Origin of the sequence: Rhizobium sp. BK316 (assembly GCF_014193695.1) — a bacterium.
GTDB lineage: Bacteria > Pseudomonadota > Alphaproteobacteria > Rhizobiales > Rhizobiaceae > Rhizobium.
Map to the genome: position 1 here is coordinate 164,953 of NZ_JACHZR010000002.1, position 19,727 is coordinate 184,679.

Sequence of the window (19,727 nt, forward strand, 5' to 3'; positions counted from 1 at the left end):
TCCTTACTCTTCCCAGGAAACGTTGCTGAGAACGTTGGAGGGGATCGGCTCGTTCTCCCACAGGCCCTTCAGCTTCTTGTCCCAGACGCCGAGTTTAGGCATGACGAAAAGGTAGAGCGCCGGCACGTCCTCGGCGAGAATCTTCTGCGCTTCGCCGTAAAACTTCGCCTGCTCGGCTGGATCGGTCGTTTCCTGCACCTTCTTCATGAGATCGTTGAAGGCCGGATTCTTGTAGTTGAAGTAATAGGGATCGCGCGAATAGATATCGATGTCCATCGGTTCGGCATGGGCGACGATCGTCATGTCGTAGTCACGGCTGGTCATGACATCCTTCACCCACTTCGCCGGGAATTCCGTGGGCTCGATATTCATCGTCACGCCGATCTCGGCCAACATGGCCTGCATCACCTGTGCGCTGCGCGGCGCATAGGCCATCTGCGGTGATTTGATCGTGAAGGTGAAGCCGTTGGGATAACCGGCCTCAGTAAGCAGTGCCTTGGCCTTTTCGACATTATAAGGCAGCACGCCCGTCATGTCCTGATAACCGGGATCGTTCGGGGTATAGTGGCTGCCGATGGCCGTGCCCAGGCCGGACCAGGCACCATCGATGACGGTCTGGCGGTCGATCGCCATCATCAGGGCCTGGCGTACGCGCTTGTTGTCGAACGGCTTGCGTGCATTGTTCATGCCGGCAACGACCTTGAGTTCGGTATTTCCGACCTTGGTCGCAAGACGCGCATCGCCATCGAAGGAACTCATCAGCTCCGGTGCGGCAAATTCCGGAAAGGCGTCGAGATCGCCGGATTTCAGTGCCGCCGCCTGTGCCTGAGGATCGTTGATGAAGCGGAAGGTCACCTTGTCGAGCTTGGCGCTACCATCCTTGTTCCAGTAATCGTCATTCTTGACCAGTTCCACGTGGTCGCCCTTGGCCCAGGCGGAAAATTTGAACGGCCCGGTACCAACAGGCGTCGTCTTATCGTTATCGGCAGATTTCGGCCCGACCATGACAGAGGCCGGCCAGCCGAGCCAGTAGATCAGGCTGCCGGTCGGGGTGGAGAGATGCAGCACCAGCGTTTCGGCATCGGGCGTGTCGATGGACGCGATCGACGCGAAGAAGCGCTTTTGCGGATTGACGGAATCTTTGCCGCGGGCGCGGTCGAGGGCGAATTTTGCGGCGGCGGAATCAAAGGCCTCGCCATCATGGAATTTCACGCCGCTCTGCAGCTTGAACGTATAGGTCAGGCCATCAGGGGAAATCTCCCAGCTCTTGGCGAGCTGCGGCTGCACCTTGCCGGTCTCGTCAATCCTGACCAGCCCTTCAAAGATATTTTGCCAGGTCACCTGGCCGATGGCGACGGGGGCGGCAATCGTCGGGTCGAGTCCGGTCGGCTCGACGCTCATGCCGAGACTGAGCGTGGTCTTGGCGGCTTCCGCGGGCGTCAGCGCCAGCATCATGATGCCGGCGGAAAGCGCAGCGCCCATCGAAAGACGCCGCATGAGGCGCGCCGACGGCGCGAGCGAAACCTTGATCATCCTGTTCCCCTGTTTGGTTCCGCTGTTCGGCAGAACCCTTTTGCGCATAGAGTGACACCACGGCAGTGCACACACAATGACGATTTTGTGTGCTCAGTGTAGCCGAAAAAGCTACACCGTAATTCTTGGCCCAATGCAAGCCCGTGGGTCTACTCTTTGCTTCCCGCCCTGCGGTTGGCGCGTTCGCGCATGAAGCGTTCGATGAAATCGAGAAGCTTCGTTGCGGCAAAGGAAAGCTGCCGGTCGGGCGCCACGCAGAGATCGACATGCGTGCGGATGCCGGTCTTGCCGGCAAGGGGAATGGCGCAGAGCTGCCCGGCCTCGATTTCGCGGCGAACGGTCAGCGCCGGCAGCAGCGTTACCGCCGCGCCGCTCAATACCAGTTCTTTGAGCATTTCGAGCGAACTCGTCACGAAGACCGGATCGAGGCTCAGCCCTTCCTTCTCGAAGAGCGCGTCGAAGGCCTGGCGGAAACCGAAGGATTGATCGGGCAGCGCCAAAGCATATTCGGCCAGCTCCTTGAGCGGAATATCCGGCCGCGACGCTGCGGGATGGTTCGGCGCGGTGATGAGATCATAGGCGATTTCCGAGCGCAGCCGCACCTTGGTGCCGGACATCGGCGGCGCAAACAGCGTCACAGCAATATCGGCTTCCGCGCTGTTGACGGCTTCGATGGCTGCCCGTGCGCTGGTGATCGTCACGGCAAAGCGCAGCTTCGGATATTTCAGGCTGAATTCGGCGAGCGCCGGCGCAAGCAGATTAGCGACCGTCGCACCGTTCGCATAAATGTTGACACGGCCGCGCTGCAGGCCCTTCAAGTCCTCGATCAGCTGCTGCACATGGTCGAGCTCGCGCAGCGTGCGGCCGGCGCGTGCTGCCAGCAGTTCCCCGGCAGCCGTCAGCTTCACACCGCGGGCACTGCGTTCGACCAGGGGCGCGCCGAAGTGGTATTCGAGGTTCTCGATCTGCCGGCTGATCGCCGTCGGCGCGACATTCAGGTTTTCGGCTGCCTGGCGCATGGAGTTGGTTCGCACCAGCTCGTCAAAATACATCAGCGCCCGAATCTGCATTCACCCGTTCTCCGCCGTCAGGCTCTTTTATGTAATCTAGGCAATCAGCGCCCGGCCGTATAGCGGTCGCGCCACGCCATCTGCGCGCCCGGTACCGGAAGCGCCGTGGCCTCGTAGACGCCGCGTGCGATTGCCCGCGCCATGACGATCCCGGCCAGATGGCACAATTCCATCAGGCTTGCCATGTCGTTGCGCTTGTGTTTGCCGGTGGAAGCCGCAAAAATCGTATCGCCGTCGAGCGGCAGGTGGGCGGGCAGCACTGCACGCGCGAGCCCATCATGGGCGGCAACGGAAAGCCGGTGTGCCTCGGCCTTGATCAGCGATGCGTTGGTGACCACAGCGCCGATCGTCGTGGCTGTCGTTTTCACGCTCTTGAGCCGCAGTTGATGATCGATTTCGCTGGGCATGCCGAGCCCGCCGAATTCTCCATTCTGCTCGAAGGGGGCCGCCCAGAAATGCGGGCCTTCGCCGATTGTCGCTGTACCGACGGCGTTGACGGCGACAATGGCTGCGATGCGATGCCCGGCGCTGCTGACGGCGCTTGCCGAGCCGATCCCGCCCTTGAAGGTCGCGGTCGTTGCCCCCGTGCCGGCACCGACAGTACCGAGATCGAAGGCACCCTTGCGGGCGGCCTTCACGGCCTCATAGCCCATCTCGCGATAGGGCGAATGCACGCCCCAGTCCTTGTCGCCGCCATTCAGCAGATCCATCAGGATCGCCTGAGGTACGATCGGGATACGAACTGGGCCGACCTGAAATCCGCGTCCCATCTCCCGCAATCCCGCCTGCACACCGCCTGCCGCGTCGAGGCCGAAGGCCGATCCGCCTGACAGCACGAAGGCGTCAACGGCATCGACCACCATGGAAGGGTCGAGCAGCGCTGTATCGCGCCCGCCTGGCGCACCGCCGAGCACGCTGCCGGAGGCGACTGCCGGTTCATCGAAGACGATGGCCGTGACTCCGGAACCAAGCGAGAGGTTGGTTGCGTGGCCGACGGAGACACCTTCGATATCGGTGAGGAGATTGAGAAGATCGGACAAGCGCGGGCTCCTGTCTTGAAGGGAAGCGCGCCGATAGGAAGTCAAATGCGTTTAAAAGACAAGACTGGTAAAAAACAAGACCGGCCCGTTTTGCCGGGCCGGTCGGAAATTCTCCATGGTGTCGAAGCCGCGTTCCGCATCAGGCATGAAGGGGCTTCGGGTGGCGACGGGTCATCAGATCGTGAATGGCCAGCTTCACCTCGGCGGGCGAGCTGAAATGCTGCTCGTCGAGGTCATGGACATGGAATTTGACGGCGATGAATTTCAGCCGGTCTTCATCCGGAATGACGATCCCGACCGGGATGCCTGCATATTCGATAACTTCTTTTTTCATTACATAGAACTCCTGCCGCGCGGATGCGCAGGCTATGGCGAATTGACTTGTCTGGTACCGTTGAAAGGGGGACGAATGTCACATTCGACAGTTCGGGCGGGAGAGGGCGCCCGGACGGTCATTGCCAAGCACAGATCGCCCAGGCAGTACGGCGAGAATTTCGAAATCAACCATGTCTCGTTCCTTGCGTTGGCGTTGCACTTGCGAGATCCCCGAAGAGCCCGGGGGCCGGTGAAAGACCATTTCTATAATCTACAAACTTGGTAGAGAATATCTGATGGTCTATAAGAAACATATTCCGAAACGTGTCAAAATCTCGACGATCCGAAAAATTTCATTCCATCACATTTTAACTTGCAGAAAAAATTCTATCACGCCTTCGTGCAATCAATGTGACGGTTCGAGACGCCTCGAAATCGCCGAGGCAGACATAGGAAGTCGGTTTGATTCCGGCAATGGGGTGTTTCGTTAAAAATCGAAAAGCCTCGAAAAGATCGAATTCGTTAATGCCCGAACTTCCCCGTCTACCAGCCTTCCTGAAGCACCTTTTCCAGCATGTCGACGAAGAAATCAGCACTTTGTTGGCTCAGGCAGAGCGGTGGCTTGATCTTCAACACATTCAGGTGATCACCCGTCGGCTGCATGATGACACCGAGTTCCAAGAGTCGGTCGCAGATCGCCGCCGTCTCTTCGCTCGCCGGCTCCAGCGTCACTCTGTCGCGCACCAATTCAAGGCCGAGATAGAGGCCCATGCCATGCACGGCGCCCACAATCGGATAGCGGTCGATGAGTGCCGCCAGCCGCCCCTTCAGATGGTCGCCCACCTCCCGGGCATTGTCCTGCAGACGCTCCTCGGCCATGACATCGAGAACCGTCATGCCGGCAACGCAGCTGACCGGGCTGCCGCCGGCCGAGGAGAAAAAATAGCCTTCCTTCTCCAGCGAAGCGGCAATCTCTTGCGTCGTGATGACAGCGCCGAGCGGGTGGCCGTCGCCCATGCCCTTGGCGATGGTGATGATATCGGGCACGACGCCTTGCTGCTCGAAGCCCCAGAAATAATGGCCGAGCCGCCCATAGCCCACCTGCACCTCGTCGGCGATGCAGAGACCGCCGCGTTCGCGCACCTGCCGGTAGACCTCTGTCAGATAGCCGTCGGGCAACGGAATACCGCCGGCATTGCCATAGACCGATTCGGCGATGAAACCGGCCAGCCCCTCACCTTTGGCATCGATGGCCTCCAGCACCGGCATCACGGTGCCGAGATAATCCGCCGTCGACTCCGGCCCGCGGAAGGGGCCGCGATAGGTGTTGGGCGAAACGACGGCATGAACCCAGTCCGGCCGTGTCGTCAACGCCTGCGGATTGTCGGCGATGGAGGTGGAGACTGCGTCGCTTGCCACCGACCAGCCATGATAGCCCTCCAGCAGGCAGACCATGTTGCGTCGGCCGCTATGCGCCCAGGCAAGCCGCAACGCCAGATCGTTGGCTTCCGAGCCGCTGTTGACGAGAAACACCGCATCCAAGCCATCGGGTGCCAAGGAGGCAAGGCTCTCGGAGAATTCTGCGACGGCGGCATAATGGAAGCGCGAATTGGTGTTCAGCATCAGCCATTGCTGGCCGATCGCTTCCGCCATGCGTGGATGGCCATGCCCGAGGATCGTGACGTTGTTGACCATGTCGAGATAGGCGCGCCCCTCGACATCGAAAAGATGCTCCTTCCAGCCGCGCTCGATCTGCGGTGGGTGCGCGTAGTAATTCTTCTGCGGACTGGCGAAATGCGCCTGCCGCAGCTCGAGAAGCGCTGCCGTTTCGGGTTTTGGCGCATCGGCGTCCGGCCCGAGGAGCACCGAAGGCGAGGGGCAGAGCGCGGACCACGCCCCGGCTTGTTGCGGTGTCGAAAAGAGCGGCGGCTCGAAGCCGGCGATGCTGCAAAGCTGCAGGCGCAATCCGCCGAGTGAGGACGTCTCGCCGGAGACCGTGCCGAGCGCCTGACCGGCGGCGACCTCGCTGCCGTCATCGACTGAAAGTTCGATGCCGTCGATATGCAGCTTCATATCGGCGCCTGTGAGGACCAGATGCTGGTCGTACCAGGTGATCCGGCCGGCAAAAGGCGCGGCAACGATGCTGCCCGCAGCAAGGCAGATATCCATATGCAGAGCATAGGTCGCCTGGGCTTTTGCATGGTGCAGGCCAGTGCGGGACAGGCGATATTCGCCGTAGCGCGTTGCGGCTGCTCCCGTTTCCGTTGCTGCGCGGGCAAGAAGCCGCCAGTCCATGTCGGTCGTGAGCCAGTTGCCATCGGAAAAATGCGGGCTCTGCACGCCGAGATCGACATAGGCGATGGCTGCGGGATCGATGTCAGGCAGGAGCGGCTGCCAGTCCGTCGTATCGGCACGGGCAATATCGAGACCGGCCGCTTTCAGGATCGCCGCTTCCATCAGCTCGAACGGTACGGACATCGCCGTATCGAAGATGCGCCGGTCGCCCTCCAGATTGCCTCTGACATAGTCATTATCAGGATCGATCGCGATCTGCTGCTCGCCGCTGGCGACGAGGATGACGGCGCGCGCCACGATGAGCGGCCAGAGTGCTTTCAGCTCTCCCTCGGTCAACGGATAAATCTCGTGATAGGCCTTCACGGCCGGCAGTATGTAAAAGGGATCGCCGTCTGCCTGATGCAGCAGCGAGGCGCAGGTCACGGCAAGATCGCCGACCAGCCAGCCGCGGATGATGTCGCCGAAATCGATCACGCCGTCAGGAACAGGCCGCCCATGCACATCAGGGCGGCTGACGACATTATCACCCGTCACGTCGTGATGAACCGCCTGAAGCCGCAGCGACGGCGCAAGCGGCTGGATGCGGCGCACGGCCATGACCATCGTCTTGGCGATTCTGTCGCGCGCGACGCTGTCGGTAATCGAGGAAAGCAGTTGCACGGCCACGGGTCCGGCGCGGCGCAGGTCCCATTGCAGGCTGCGGTCGAGTCCGGGATGGGTGAAATCGGCAAGCGCCTCGGCCAGCCGCGCGCAGAGCGCGCCGAGCGCCGCGACCGAGGCAGGCGCCAGATAGGCACGGTGCGTCAGGCCTTCGCCTTCGAGATATTCCAGCAAACGGACCTGATAATCCTGCTCCCGCACGCTGACGGAAACGATCTCCTGCCCCTCGGTGGACGCTATCACATTGGGAACACGGGGCGCATCCGCCTTGGCGCGCAAATGGTGGATCGCGGCATTCTGCGCTTCGAGTTCCTCGGTCGCGTAGGCGGCATGGCAGATCTTCAACACATAGCGGCCGTCTTCCGTGTCGAGCCGGTAGTTGCGGTCCTGCTGGCTGCCGAGTTCGGACAGCGTGCCGGAAAGCCCGTAATGGGAAAGGAGGATATCCGCGGCCTCGGAAGCGGTAACATCGGGGCGCGGCAGCGCCATGCGGTCAACAAGCGCTTCGTCGGTCATGGCACCCCTCCGCGGCATGATTCGATTATCTATTAAAACAGATAATCAAGCACTTGCCGACAAGCAACGGAAGATTGCACTATAGCATCGGCCCGAAAATCGGAATCGATTTTCGGAAAGCCTGATGCGTAGGTCAAAAGAGTTAGAGCGACCTTTGTGCGTCCGCATGGACGCACGGCGCTCTAGCCGCGGTTTTGGGGGAAGTGGGTTGTTGGCTCAACCCATGCGTTCGGAGGCGTAGCTTCCGGGGCTGGCCGGGAAGACGATGGTGCGGTTGCCGTTGAGGAACACGCGGCGGTGGATATGCGCATGGATGGCGCGCGCCAGCACCTGGCTTTCGACATCGCGGCCGATCGAGACATAGTCTTCAGCGCTCTGTGCATGGGTAATGCGCGCCGTATCCTGCTCGATGATCGGGCCTTCGTCGAGATCGGCCGTCACGTAATGCGCCGTGGCGCCGATCAGCTTCACGCCGCGCTCATAGGCTTGCTTGTAAGGATTGGCGCCCTTGAAGCTCGGCAGGAAGGAATGGTGGATGTTGATGATCCGGCCGGACATCTTCCGGCACATCGCATCCGACAGAACCTGCATGTAGCGGGCAAGAACGACGAGTTCCGTGCCGGTCTGTTCGACAAGATCAAGGAGCTGGGCCTCGGCCTGCGGCTTGTTTTCCTTCGTCACCTTGATGTGGTGGAAGGGAATGTCGTGGTTCACCACGACCTTCTGGTAATCGAAGTGGTTGGAGACGACGCCGACGATATCGATCGGCAAAGCACCGATCTTCCAGCGGTAGAGCAGGTCGTTGAGACAGTGGCCGAAACGGGAGACCATCAGGAGCACCTTCAGGCGCTCGCTGCCGTCATGCACTTCCGCATCCATTTCGAACTTCTCGTAGATCGGCTTGAAGCCTTCCTTGATCTCCGCAAGGGTGGCGCCCTCTTCGGAGATGAAGCTGACGCGCATGAAGAACTTGCCTGTGTCGAGGTCGTCGAACTGCGAACTGTCGATGATGTTGCAACCCTTTTCGGCGAGATAAGTCGAAATCGCCGCTACGACGCCGCGCGTCGACTTGCAGGAAACCGTCAATACGTAGTCCGTCATGTCCTCTCCCTCTTCTCAGCCGTCGGCCGTGCTTAGATCAAAGCTGCGGCCGCGAACAGGCCGGCAAGCTTTCATTTCTGCAACAAATTGCAAGCCGAACTTTCACGCCTGCGGCATTTGCTTTCATGACCGCAAGCTTATGACACGCCGCGCGGGATTCCGTTCTGCCTGCGCCGTCGGAAAGCCCGTCCTCGCCCTCTGACGTTTTGACGTCAAATGGCCGGCCGGCTGGCAACCCGGACTTTTCTGCGCGGGGTAATGATTTCGTGAATGATCGCCCCCACGATGGAAGAGAGCACGAGGCAAAGGATCACGAAAATAACAGGCTGCTGAAGCGCACCGATCGGGAAGTGGTTGGCGATAATTCTGAGAAACGCCAGCGTGAAGGCATGCGTGATGTAGATTTCGTAAGAGGCGTCGCCGAGATAGTTGAGCCAGCGGACAAAGGGCAATTTCGAAAAGTCGATGGAAATAGCGCTGTAGACGATGAATATCGCCGGTATGCCCCAGCCATAATAACGGTCGTCCGGCCGCACCAGATCCTCGTTGATGAACAGGAAGGCAAAGCCGACGGCCAGCAGAACCCAGGCCCAGCGTTGCGGCAGCAGGAGTTTCTGGCGATAGAGCCAGCCGAGTGCCACGCCGGCCAGGAATTCGAGGATGATCGGCTCGCCGTAGAATTTGGTGGCGGTCGTTTCCGGCAGCAGATGACAGACGATCAGGATGGCTGCAAAGGCACCGAAGAGGGCCGGCAGGCGATAATCCTCGCGGATCGGCAATAGCAGCGCGAAGACGAAATAGAAGAACATCTCGTAATTCAGCGTCCAGCCGGGCACGATGACAGGCGCGATCATTGTCGGGTCGACCGGGTTGATCCACGGCATGAAGAGCAGCGAGGCCATCAGATGCGGCAGATCGAAGACCGTTGATTTGAGAAGCGACGGTGCGATAAGCGCCACAGTTGCCGAAAACAGCGTCGCCAGCCAATAGAGCGGCACGATCCTCTTGACGCGCTTGCGGGCGAAATCGACCGGCGTCATGTTTCGTCCGCTGGTGGTCAGCCACATCACGAAGCCGCTGAGCACGAAGAAGATATCGACACCCGTTTCGCCATAGATGAACGAGGTCGCGTCGACGGCGGGATTGACCTTGGCAAGCTGCAGGATGGCATGGAAGTAAACGACCATCAGCGCCGCTATGGCACGCAGATATTGCAGCTGGACAAGCATCTGGTGTCTTGCTCCCACAGGCTCCCGCGGATCGCCCGTCGGGTAGCCCGCTTCGTCAACTCAGTACATTTGCCGGACGACCCTGCCGGATGCGTGGCGTGTCGCGGAAACGCATGAACCCGATGACAAGCCAGAGAAGGCCGGCGATCTTCATGGAGAAGATTGCCGTTCCTCCGATCATCATATTCAGAAAAATGAAAAGAGAAAGTGAATGCGCGCAGCGTCTTTGTGCCGGGCTTGTGCCCGCCGGGAACAGGCAGACGAAGAGCCAGAAGGCGATGACGCCGAAGATCGTCGCGCCATAGACGAGATAGACATAGCCGCTGTCGGCGAATTCGGCGACTTTATCGACCGAAAGCCCGAGGATCGCCAGCGGATCGAGATCTATCAGTTTCTTCATCGTCAGATTGATACGGCCGGTGAAGTTGTCGCCGATCGCATTGGGGTCCTTCATGTAGACAAGGAAGCCGGCGCAAACGATGAGCGGCATCAGTGCCAGATTGAAGACCTTGGGAATTTTCGGAAAGACGAAATAGCCGCCGATACAGCAGATGCAGAAGATCAGCATCGTGCGGGTGTCGTTTGTCGTCAGGATCAGGAGCGCCGTCGCTATGGCCAGAGCCCGATCGACCCGTGTCAACCTATCCCACATCGAAATAAGGTAGATCGCGATCACGCCGCAGAAATTGGCAAGCGATACCTGTTCCAGAAAGATCGATGACGAACGATGGTCGATGATGCCGAAGGAGAATCGACCTGGAAAGCCAAGCGCATTCTGGAACAGGCCCGTCGTGTTGAAGCTGAGCGGCTTCAGCCCGCGTGTGTTGGCGAAATAGTCGGATGGGTGCACGATGCTGACATAGAAGGGCACGCTGATGATCTCGAAGATCAGGAAAAGCAGTACCATGAAGCAGGCCACCCGGAAGATCAGCTTCAGCGTCCGCTCGTTGCACCAGCCACCAAGCCCCGTGAAGCAGAAGATGATCAGCACATTGCGGAAATGATCGATAAAGGCCATCCGGTTGAGCGCGCTGACATAGATCGTCACGATCAGCGTGAAGAGCATGAACAGAAAGGCCGGAAGGTCTTCCTCATAGATGCCCTTGCGCAGGATGTAGATGATCGCGCTCGCCATGATCAGGCCTTCGCTGGCCGCCACATGCGTCAACGAAAGCGGCATGACATTGTGGTTTATGAAGGCCAGGATGCCGTTGTAGAGAACCGAGAGCAGCCCGAGGATCAGAACAGGGTAATCGAGACGCGAAGCCGGACTGGCCGCATGAGCAACCGTTTCGAATCTCGTGCTTGTCTCTCCAATTGCTGCCATGTCACTTCCCCGCAGGCTTTACCGCTGCGCAGACGGGCGCTTGTTTGGCAACCATTTGCTGAAGCAGGCGCATCTGCGGGCGCTCGGGCGCGTCACGCGGCTGCACGTTGAAAGGTTCGTTGGCCGGCCACCATTCGCCAGCCGCCCAGTAGGAGAAGCCGATCCACGCATCGCTATTGTCGGACATGGTGGTGAGCATGGTCTTCAGGCCATCGAGGCAATCCGCATTCTCCGAGGCGCCGAACTCGCCGAGAAAACCGCGTTTGCCGTTCTTCTTCAGCCAGGCAGTCACGTTGGTGATGGCATCGGTCGCCGCCTTTGCACCCTCGCAGGTCTCGTGCGTGCCGGAGGAATCCGCATCGAGATACTGATGGAATTCATAGGCGTAGAAATCGAGCGGATCGCGCACGCCGAGCATGACGGTTCCGTTCGCACCACCGATCACATCGGTTTCCCAGCTTGCCGCTCCGCTCCAGGCCGTGCCGGGAACGAGGATGAGATTGCGGGCGCCGACCGCCCGAATGCCGCGGATTGCGGCATTGGCGGCTTTCAGCCAGTCGGTCGCTGGAATGTCGTGCGGCTCGTTCATCAGCCCGAAGAGCACGCCGTCCTGATTGGCAAATTCGACGGAAAGCCGCGCCCAGAAATCGGCAAAGGCTGCATTCGTCGCCGGTGGCTTGCCGATCTGATCCTTGTCGTAGTAGCCGAAATTATGCGGATCGAGCAGCACGCTCATCTTATGCTTGCGAACCAGCGAAACCGTATCCTTCAACCGCTGCAGCTCGTCATTGTCGAGCCGTGCGCCAAGCGCCGGCTGCAGCCGCTCCCAGCGGAAGGGCAGACGGATGATCGTCATGCCCTTCTCAGCGAAATAGCTGATCGTTTCTTCGGTTGGGTAGGTGTAGTTCGTGCCGTAGACCCCGCCACGCTCGCCATATTCGGCACCGGAGAGATTGACGCCATAATAGCAGAGTGGCACGTCAGCGGCATGGGCGGTGGACGAACTGGCCGTGACGGCGGCAAGCAGCAGCCTCTGCAGCAGTCTTTTCCGTTTCATGGCTATCCTCGCGGGTCGCGGCAGGTCGCCACGTCGGCTTCGATGCCGGCATCTTAACGGTCCGTTAGCTAAGAATTTCTAAAGTCGCTCTGTCTCGGCCATGCTTTCTCGCCGGGTGGATGCGGTGTCTATGAATCAGTATGACGGGAACAGGGTGAGCCGCTTGCCTGCCTGGCGCAGTTATGAGTCGTCTCAGCCTGCGCCTGAAGGCACCCGTGCGCGCAGCCCGATCATCCGGCCGACCGATTTCGTTCCGCCTCCACCGCCCCCCGAGCCCGATCCTCTTCCGGTTCGCGGGACAGCGTCGGAAAGTCGTCCCGCCGAAGCGTCACGCCGCGATATTCCTGCCGCCGAACCCCCGTCAGCGCCCGAACCTGTGGTCGAGCAGGCACCTGATGCCGCCGGACCATTGCTGGATATCAGATCTGCGGTCGCTGCCGTCTGGAGCCGGCGCCTGATCATTGCCGGTCTTTGCCTCGTCGGTGCCGCCGCCGGCGCGGTGATCGCGCCCCGTATTCCGCAGAAATTCACCGCCGTTGCCGCCCTCTATTTCGATCCGCGCCAGATCGGTCTTGCCGACAGCGGCTCTCAGAACGCGGCCCCGTCGCCGGAAATGATTTCGACGCTGATCGACAGCCAGGTTCAGTTGTTGACCTCGGGCAACGTATTGCGTCGCGTAGCCGACGCCATGAAGCTCAATCAGGATCCGGAATTCACAGGCGGCAGGACGGATGGCGCCGCCATCATCGGCACCCTTCAGAAGGCTCTGCTGATCACACGCGAGAACAACACCTACGTGGTCTCGCTTGCCGCAACGACACGCGATCCGGAAAAATCCGCAAAGCTCGCAAACCAGGTTGTCACCTCCTTCATGCAGGAGGAAAGCAGCGCATCATCAGGCCTTTATGAGACGACCTCCTCAGCACTCGACGGCCGCCTCGACGATCTGCGCCGGAAGGTGCAGGAAGCAGAGCAGGCGGTGGAAACCTTCCGCGCCGACAACGACATGGCGGCGACCGAGGGCAATCTGATCTCCGACCAGCGCCTTTCATCGCTCAATACGCTGCTCGTCACCGCCCAGGAAAAGACCATTCAGGCCAAGGCCCGTGCCGATGCCGCCGCAAATCTTAGGGTCGAGGATGTCGTCGCCGGCAGCCAGACGGACGGAGCCACGGGCACGTCGCCGCTCGTCAGCCTGCGGCAGCAATATTCCGCCCAGGCCGCTGTCGTCGGCAGCTTGCAGAGCCAGATGGGCACCCGCCATCCGCGCCTCCAGGCTGCCCGCTCTTCGCTCGCCAGTATTGGCATTGAAATCAAGGGTGAGCTGCAGCGGGTCGCGACCTCGGCAAGAACCGAATACGAACAGGCCAAGAAGGCCGAAGACGATATCGCAAAGGAGCTCGCGGTCCAGAAGGCCCTGCAGGCGACGACATCGGACAAGCAGGTGCAGTTGAACGAGCTGCAGCGCAAGGCGACTGCCGCCCGTGAACTTTACGAATCAGTTCTGAAGCGTTCCGGTGAGACCAGCGAAGAGCAGAACCTGAGCCAAAGCAATATACGCGTCGTCTCGCCCGCTGAAGTTCCTGTCAAGGCGGATGGACCGAGCAAGAAAGTCATCATGGTCGCAGGCATGATCGGCGGCCTGCTTGCAGGCTTTGCTGTCGGCGCAGGCTTTGCGATCCTCGCTGGCCTCTTCTCTCATCCCGTCATCAGAAGCTATTTCCGCAAACCAGCCCGCGCCTCCGCTTGATGGCGGCCGCTGATCCTCCTACATCCTGAAAATGGGCATCGAACGGACGATGCGCCGGAAAGAGGTTGTGATGCGGTTCGTTGCCGTTCTTCTGCTATCGCTTGCTGCCGGCGCTTCCGCCGCACCTGCTTTTGCTATCGACTGGCAGAATTCCGGCAAGCAGGCCGTGCAGCCGCTCTATCCCTACAAGGATCTTCCGGGCGTGAAGGCCCAGCCGGACAAGAAGGTGGAAGAGTCCTACGACTGCCACACCGAAACCGTGCAGATCCGCCGCCGCTACGATGAGATCTTCCGCTCCGGCGGTATGCCGACGCTGATGTATGTCTGCGAACGTGACGGTGTCGTGTCTATGGACAGCCGCGTACCGCTGCGCGGCCATTACCAGCCGGTGCGGTGAAAGCCGGAGGCGAAAGACGCCACCGGCTTGACAGCGTTACGAATCCAGCCAGACAAGTTCCAGACCCGGCTTGTGCAGGTATGGCATGTTGCCGATTGCAGCGCGTGCTTTCAGCGGATTGAGGCCGATGAACAGGGCCTCTGCGTCTTCGGCGATTGCCGTCGGTGCGGTGACCGGGTGGCCGAAATGCGTTGCATTCTGCATGTTCGGATTCTGATCCAGGAAGGCCGTCACCTCAACGTCTTTGCTGATGCGGCTGAAGATCCAGCTTCCATAAAAGCCTGCGCCATAGATTGCCGCCTTGCGTCCGCGGAAGATCGCTGCCTGTTTTTCCAGTCCGCCGGCCGAAACCCGCCAGAAATCGCAGATTTCCAGTCCGCGATCGACAGCCTGCCGAACGAGAGCTGCGTCCTGTTCTTCCTTTACAGGCGTTTCGCTGCGGATAGCGACGACGAAGAAAGCACCTGGGAAGGATGTCGTATCGAGCACCGAAACTTCGAAGCCACCGGCGGCAAGAGCCCGACGCAGCGAGGCTTCGCTGAAATGATTGACATGGTCCGCTACCGTCATGTCGCCAGGATTGGCCGAAACGTCAGGCATTGAAAGTAGTAGCGTGCCGTGCGGCTTCAGCAGTTTGCGGATGCCGCTGATGAAACCGACGGGATCGGCCACGTGCTCGATCACGAAATGGCTCATTGCTGCATCGAAACGGCCTGTCCATTCTTCAGGCGCCTCGTAGGTCGCCTGCGCCTCGGATGCGATCCAGCCTTCCCATGCAGGCGCATAGTCGGCGGAAACGTCGAAGACATGAGGCTTTATATCGGGCCTGGCGCCAACCACTTTGCGCAGCGTTGTGGCTTTGGCGGCGCCGTAATCCAGAAGCTTGGCACCCTGAGAAAGATTGAGCAGATTGCGGGAAATCTCTGCTTGATGATCCGTGCGATAGATCACGGTGCCATCTGCCTTGACCGCAAAAATCTGGTCATGGTCCTCGCTGCTCAGCGAAATACGATAGCCGGTATCATAGAAGCCCTTGATATCCGGAATCTCATCGCATTGCGCGTGGCCGCAACCATCGCAGATATAAACGCGGGTCGGGATGTCCAGAAGCGTCATGATGGAGGTAAGGGCAGGCGCCGGCGTTTCATAGGCCGGCGACACAATCTCTTTGCTGCAAACGCGGCAGGACGTCATTCGGCTGCCTCGCGTTGTACGGAGAGCTCCGGGAGCACATCGGCGAACTTCACGCCGGCGGCAAAGGAGCCCTTCCAGCCGATGCGGATGCCGACCGGCTCGAGGTAGTTGAAATAGCGGAACTGGATGCTCCAGCGCGGCGTGGTCGAGACGTTGTGGCCCGACTGATGCAGCGTCAGGAAGTCCATCAGCACGAGGTCGCCAGGGTTCGTCAGCGGTGCGACGTGCTTGTAGCGGGCCAGACGCTCTTCGGCGCGATCGAGATGCAGCGCGTAAGCGCCCGTCTTGCCGGCGCCGGCATCGTCCTCATAGACTGGAACGAGGCCTTCGGCATGCGAACCGTGGGCGATCTGCACCGGCCCCATGTCCTGCGTGACCGGCAGAAGAGGTGTCCAGAAGACAACGCCGTCGACACTGCGCAACTGCGATGGGAATTCCTGATGCCACTGGGCACGGAACTTTTCCTCGCCCGGATTGTCGATCCGGATACCGTAGCCGCCGGCTGCAATGCCCGGAACACTGTCCGGACGCAGTCCCCTGAAGGCTTCGTCATTGGTTGCGTTGGTAACGAGCCGCATGAAGGCCGGGATCTGCTTGACGGCGTCATAGACTTCGCCGCCCCATGCGCGGTTCTTGGCGATCAGCATCGGATAGGCGATCGTCATCGCCTCATGGGTCGTTTCGGTCGGGGCATCGATGCCGTATTTCCTGCAGATCACTTCAAGGATCTGGCGGATGCCTTCCTGGATCGGCGCGATGTCTGCAGCGGGATCGTAAAAGCCGCGCATGACGAGATAGCCGTTGCTGTTGAATTCGGCACGCAGGCCGTCGGTGATCTTTGCGTTGGTCATGATGTTACCGTTTCCTCCTTCAGGAAGTCTTGCCACGCCACGGTGGCCGGGATGAGACAGCGACGCGCCTCCGGACCCATTCGGGCGATGAGATCGAGTACAGAAACATAAGGGGTGAACGTGCCGACCGGCTGGGGCCAGGGTGTGCGGCTGTAGTTCATATACTCGACCTGCACACCGGCCCGCTCGAAAGCCGCATGGTCGAGATAGTTCGCTGCCCCGTGACCCGTCAGGTAGCGGGTGCCGTCGGCCTTCAGAACGATGTCGAGCACCCGCTGCCACGACGTGCCTTCGATGCCCATCTCACTTGTTTTCTCGATCTTCCGATTGGCACCGATACCGAGATAGCGGGCAGGCTCCTCGATACTGGCGATCAGCAATTCCAGCAGCGAGGAATGGCGATAGACGCTGTCAAAGATCAAAAGCGCATCGTCAATGTGGGGCGCACCCAGCAGCGATTGCCGCAGCAGCGCGCGATGGCTTGCCTTCCAGTCGTCGCCCGCCGCCGTGAGCTCCGAAATCATCTGGAAGCTGCCCTTGCCAGCAAGCGGGATCGTCATCCAGCAGCGATCGTTACCACGCAGAAGCTGGATGCGGTTCGTGAAGCTGCCCTTCGAGAACTGCGTATCATCAAGGTAGATATAGCTGTCGGCAAGCATCAACTGCTCGAAGAAGCCGGGCCATGGAAACAGCATCGGTTGGGTAATGACAACGGCAGTCATGGGACCAGATACCCCTCGAGAGCTGATCGTGTCCTCTGAAAATCAGAGAATGCCGAGAGGAGAGACGGTGTTTGAATCGCAGGCGCGGCAGACGCCGTAACGCGCAGTCCTTCGGACAGGACCACAGTTTCGGAGGCCGGCTTGATAACAAGGAAGTCATTGGCAACAAGATCGATTGCGCAAAGCGTAAGATAGACCTTGTGTAGAAACGACAAAGGCCCAAGCTCGTCGGCAGTGAAGGTTCCGAGCGCGGGCGTTGCGACCTGCGCCACAATGGAGCCGTCGTCGACGCCGGCACTGACGGCATGCAGCGTCGAACCGATAATCGGAACCGGATACTGTACAGCCTGTTTGAGTGCGTTTATTCCGGCGAAAGCCGGAAGAAGGGATGGGTGCACGTTCAGCGAAGGGATGACTGAAAAGAGCTCGGCGGTGACGAGCCTTGCGAAGTAGAGAAGGACCAAATCCACGCTGCGTTCCTGGAGAATCGTGCAGGCTTTCGCGCTGAATTGGACACGATCTTTCTCCTCCAGTCGCTGTCTGTACACAGATCGCCTATCGGCTTCGGCTTCTGCGCCGCACGGCCGATCGGTGATCAATGTCAGGTCAGCGTAATCGAGAAAGGACGTCCGCACCGCCAGGTCGGCGGCCGTGAAAAACGGCGCCCCACCAGCAGAGCAAATCACGCCAATCTTCAGTCTGCGCTTGTCAGCCACGGACACACCTTATGTAACCGCCCGGCGAACTGGAAAGCACCAGCTTGCCGTTCAGCACTTCGTCAGTCTCGAAACGGTCGGTTTCCTTGAGATAGGCATTGAGCGCCGCGTAAGGCTCGTCGCCCGGATACCAGATCTTCGAGCGCTTTGTCGGCGTCTGCGACATGTCTCCGCGGCCGAGTAGCGTATCGGCGACGACGATATACTGGCCCTCGGTAACCAGTGGGCCGTAGCAGCGTAGCTCGTCGAGCACGTGATCGCGGCTGTGGTCGCTGTCGAGAACGACCATGACGGAGGCGCCGGCCGGGATTTCGGCCTTCACCTTGGCAAGCGTCTCGACGGTGGTCGACGGTCCCTCGATCAATGTGATCAACGGCGAAAGCGGGTGCTTCTCGATGGAATCGCGATTATGGGCGCGGATGTCGATATCGACGCCGATCACTTTGCCCTTGCCGATCACTTTCAGCAACGACGCCATGAAGATCATCGAGCCGCCGCGCGCCACTCCGGTTTCGATGATGATGTCGGGCTTGGTGTTCCAGATCACTTCCTGGGTGGCCATCACGTCGGCCGGCATCTGGATGATCGGCACGCCCATCCACGACCAGAGATAGGAGTAATCATATTTGTCGAGCGTCACAATCGTGTTGAGCGCCTGCTGGAAGGCTTCCTCGTCCTTGCCGAGCGAAAGCGACATTTCGCGCTTGCGGGCTTCGAATTCGAGGCGATCATCCTTGGTGGTCATAACTCTGAAACCTTCTGTCTATTCTGCGCTCAGGCCGACTGGCGGAGTTGAACGGCGCTATTGTCCTTATGGCTGCGGACGACCGAGATCAGCGTTTCCGCCACGCGCTCAATATCGGCCTCGCTCATGTCGTGATAGCTCGGCAGGTTGATCGCCCGCTCCGGAATGCTCCAGGCGTTGATGTTGGCTGGCTTTTCCGCAAACATCGAAAGGCTGGACAGCGGGTGGAAGAAGACGCGCGCATCGATATTGGCCGCTTCGAAAGCCTGTTGCAGCACTTCGCGGGTGATGCCGATGGCGGGGTGGAACACGGCCGTCGGCATCCATGCGCCGTTGATCGTGCCGGTATACTCCGGGTTCATGCTGATGCCGTTGAGCGTCGAGAGACGCACCATATAGGCGGCGAGAATCTCCCGCTTGCGGGAGACGAGTTCTTCTATGCGCTCCAGCTGGGCGCAGCCGATCGCCGCCTGAATGTTCGACATCTTGTATTTGAAGCCGATCGCATCAGGCCAGAACTGTTTGGTTTGCCCACGCGCGCGGCCGTGATTGCTGAGCGTCAGCACCTTTTCGTAGAGATGGGCGTCGCTGGTCACGAACATGCCGCCTTCGCCCGTCGTCAGCGTCTTGGTGCCGTGGAAGGAGAAGGTGCCGAAAATGCCCATGGAGCCGGCGCGGCGGCCATGCCAGACGGAGCCGATTGCTTCTGCAGCGTCCTCGATAACGGGGATGCCGGTGCGGCGGCTGATATCGAGCAGCGCATCCATGTCGCAGAGATTGCCGTAGATATGGGTGGCGATGATGGCGCGGGTGCGCGGCGTGATATGGCGCTCGACCTCGCTCGGGTCGATGCACCAAGTATCGGGCAGCACATCGACGAACACGGGCTCGGCACCCAGATGCTTGATCGGCGCGACGGTCGCGATCCAGTTCGTGTCGGCGAGGATCACCTCGTCACCGGCGCCGATGCCGAGCGCGGCAAGACCCATATGCATGGCGCCGGTGCAGCTCGATGTCGCGATCGCATGGCTGGTGCCGAGATAGGCCGCGAATTCCTTCTCGAAGCGAATGATATAGTCGTAACAGCGCGCACCCCAGCCGTTCGCTGCAGCATCGGCTGCATAGCTCGTCTCAAGCTCGGTGATCGACGGTTTGGTGTAGAATATCCTGTTGGTCATGCCTTAATTCTTTGTGATGGGGCCTGAGACT

The 19,727-nt window shown here is 60.0% G+C and carries 17 protein-coding genes; 2 read left to right on the forward strand and 15 right to left on the reverse strand.

The window, feature by feature from the left end; translation table 11 throughout:
* Positions 1-3 precede the first annotated feature (3 nt).
* The 9 genes from FHT87_RS09325 to FHT87_RS09365 form a co-directional block, all read right to left on the reverse strand.
* Positions 4-1,533: an ABC transporter substrate-binding protein gene (locus FHT87_RS09325; RefSeq protein ID WP_183727652.1), complete on the reverse strand. Its 1,530-nt coding sequence runs from the start codon at positions 1,531-1,533 to the stop codon at positions 4-6.
* A gap of 149 nt (positions 1,534-1,682) precedes the next feature.
* Complete coding sequence (locus FHT87_RS09330; RefSeq protein ID WP_183727654.1) at positions 1,683-2,603, reverse strand: LysR family transcriptional regulator; 921 nt, start codon at positions 2,601-2,603, stop codon at positions 1,683-1,685.
* 44 nt (positions 2,604-2,647) lie between these two features.
* A complete protein-coding gene (locus FHT87_RS09335; protein WP_183727656.1) occupies positions 2,648-3,643 on the reverse strand; it encodes a P1 family peptidase in 996 nt (331 codons plus the stop codon).
* Positions 3,644-3,782: 139 nt separating this feature from the next.
* Positions 3,783-3,977: a hypothetical protein gene (locus tag FHT87_RS09340; RefSeq protein WP_007813230.1), complete on the reverse strand. Its 195-nt coding sequence runs from the start codon at positions 3,975-3,977 to the stop codon at positions 3,783-3,785.
* Between the two features lie 524 nt (positions 3,978-4,501).
* Positions 4,502-7,429, reverse strand: a complete 2,928-nt coding sequence (locus FHT87_RS09345) for an aminotransferase (protein ID WP_183801352.1) — start codon at positions 7,427-7,429, stop codon at positions 4,502-4,504.
* A 216-nt stretch (positions 7,430-7,645) separates the two neighbouring features.
* Positions 7,646-8,530, reverse strand: a complete 885-nt coding sequence (gene purU, locus FHT87_RS09350; RefSeq protein WP_183727660.1) for a formyltetrahydrofolate deformylase — start codon at positions 8,528-8,530, stop codon at positions 7,646-7,648.
* Positions 8,531-8,742: 212 nt separating this feature from the next.
* Entirely contained in the window at positions 8,743-9,759 is a 1,017-nt protein-coding gene (locus FHT87_RS09355) for an acyltransferase (RefSeq protein WP_183727662.1), read from the reverse strand.
* A 55-nt stretch (positions 9,760-9,814) separates the two neighbouring features.
* Entirely contained in the window at positions 9,815-11,086 is a 1,272-nt protein-coding gene (locus tag FHT87_RS09360) for a hypothetical protein (RefSeq protein ID WP_183727664.1), read from the reverse strand.
* A gap of 1 nt (position 11,087) precedes the next feature.
* The gene (locus tag FHT87_RS09365; RefSeq protein WP_183801354.1) at positions 11,088-12,143 is read right to left on the reverse strand and encodes a glycoside hydrolase family 5 protein; all 1,056 of its coding nucleotides are present in this window, start codon (positions 12,141-12,143) and stop codon (positions 11,088-11,090) included.
* Positions 12,144-12,273: 130 nt separating this feature from the next.
* On the opposite strand from FHT87_RS09365, the gene FHT87_RS09370 reads away from it, so the two are divergent.
* Together FHT87_RS09370 and FHT87_RS09375 are read left to right on the forward strand one after the other, a co-directional pair.
* On the forward strand, positions 12,274-13,893 hold the full coding sequence (locus tag FHT87_RS09370) for a GumC family protein (protein ID WP_183802645.1): 1,620 nt from the start codon (positions 12,274-12,276) through the stop codon (positions 13,891-13,893).
* Positions 13,894-13,963: 70 nt separating this feature from the next.
* On the forward strand, positions 13,964-14,290 hold the full coding sequence (locus tag FHT87_RS09375; protein WP_183727668.1) for a hypothetical protein: 327 nt from the start codon (positions 13,964-13,966) through the stop codon (positions 14,288-14,290).
* 36 nt (positions 14,291-14,326) lie between these two features.
* Here FHT87_RS09375 and FHT87_RS09380 read toward each other — a convergent pair whose 3' ends face one another.
* The 6 genes from FHT87_RS09380 to FHT87_RS09405 are packed head-to-tail and all read right to left on the reverse strand — an operon-like array spanning position 14,327 to position 19,696.
* Positions 14,327-15,451: a class I SAM-dependent methyltransferase gene (locus tag FHT87_RS09380; RefSeq protein ID WP_348649361.1), complete on the reverse strand. Its 1,125-nt coding sequence runs from the start codon at positions 15,449-15,451 to the stop codon at positions 14,327-14,329.
* A gap of 29 nt (positions 15,452-15,480) precedes the next feature.
* A complete protein-coding gene (locus FHT87_RS09385) occupies positions 15,481-16,335 on the reverse strand; it encodes a phytanoyl-CoA dioxygenase family protein (protein ID WP_183745798.1) in 855 nt (284 codons plus the stop codon).
* Complete coding sequence (locus tag FHT87_RS09390; protein WP_183801360.1) at positions 16,332-17,057, reverse strand: WbqC family protein; 726 nt, start codon at positions 17,055-17,057, stop codon at positions 16,332-16,334. Before FHT87_RS09390 ends, FHT87_RS09385 begins: the two co-directional genes overlap by 4 nt.
* A complete protein-coding gene (locus tag FHT87_RS09395; protein WP_183801363.1) occupies positions 17,054-17,773 on the reverse strand; it encodes a formyltransferase family protein in 720 nt (239 codons plus the stop codon). The genes FHT87_RS09390 and FHT87_RS09395 overlap by 4 nt, the downstream gene beginning before the upstream one ends.
* Entirely contained in the window at positions 17,766-18,518 is a 753-nt protein-coding gene (locus FHT87_RS09400) for a CmcI family methyltransferase (RefSeq protein ID WP_183801366.1), read from the reverse strand. The genes FHT87_RS09395 and FHT87_RS09400 overlap by 8 nt, the downstream gene beginning before the upstream one ends.
* 29 nt (positions 18,519-18,547) lie before the next feature.
* A complete protein-coding gene (locus tag FHT87_RS09405) occupies positions 18,548-19,696 on the reverse strand; it encodes a DegT/DnrJ/EryC1/StrS family aminotransferase (RefSeq protein ID WP_183801368.1) in 1,149 nt (382 codons plus the stop codon).
* Between the last annotated feature and the right edge of the window lie 31 nt (positions 19,697-19,727).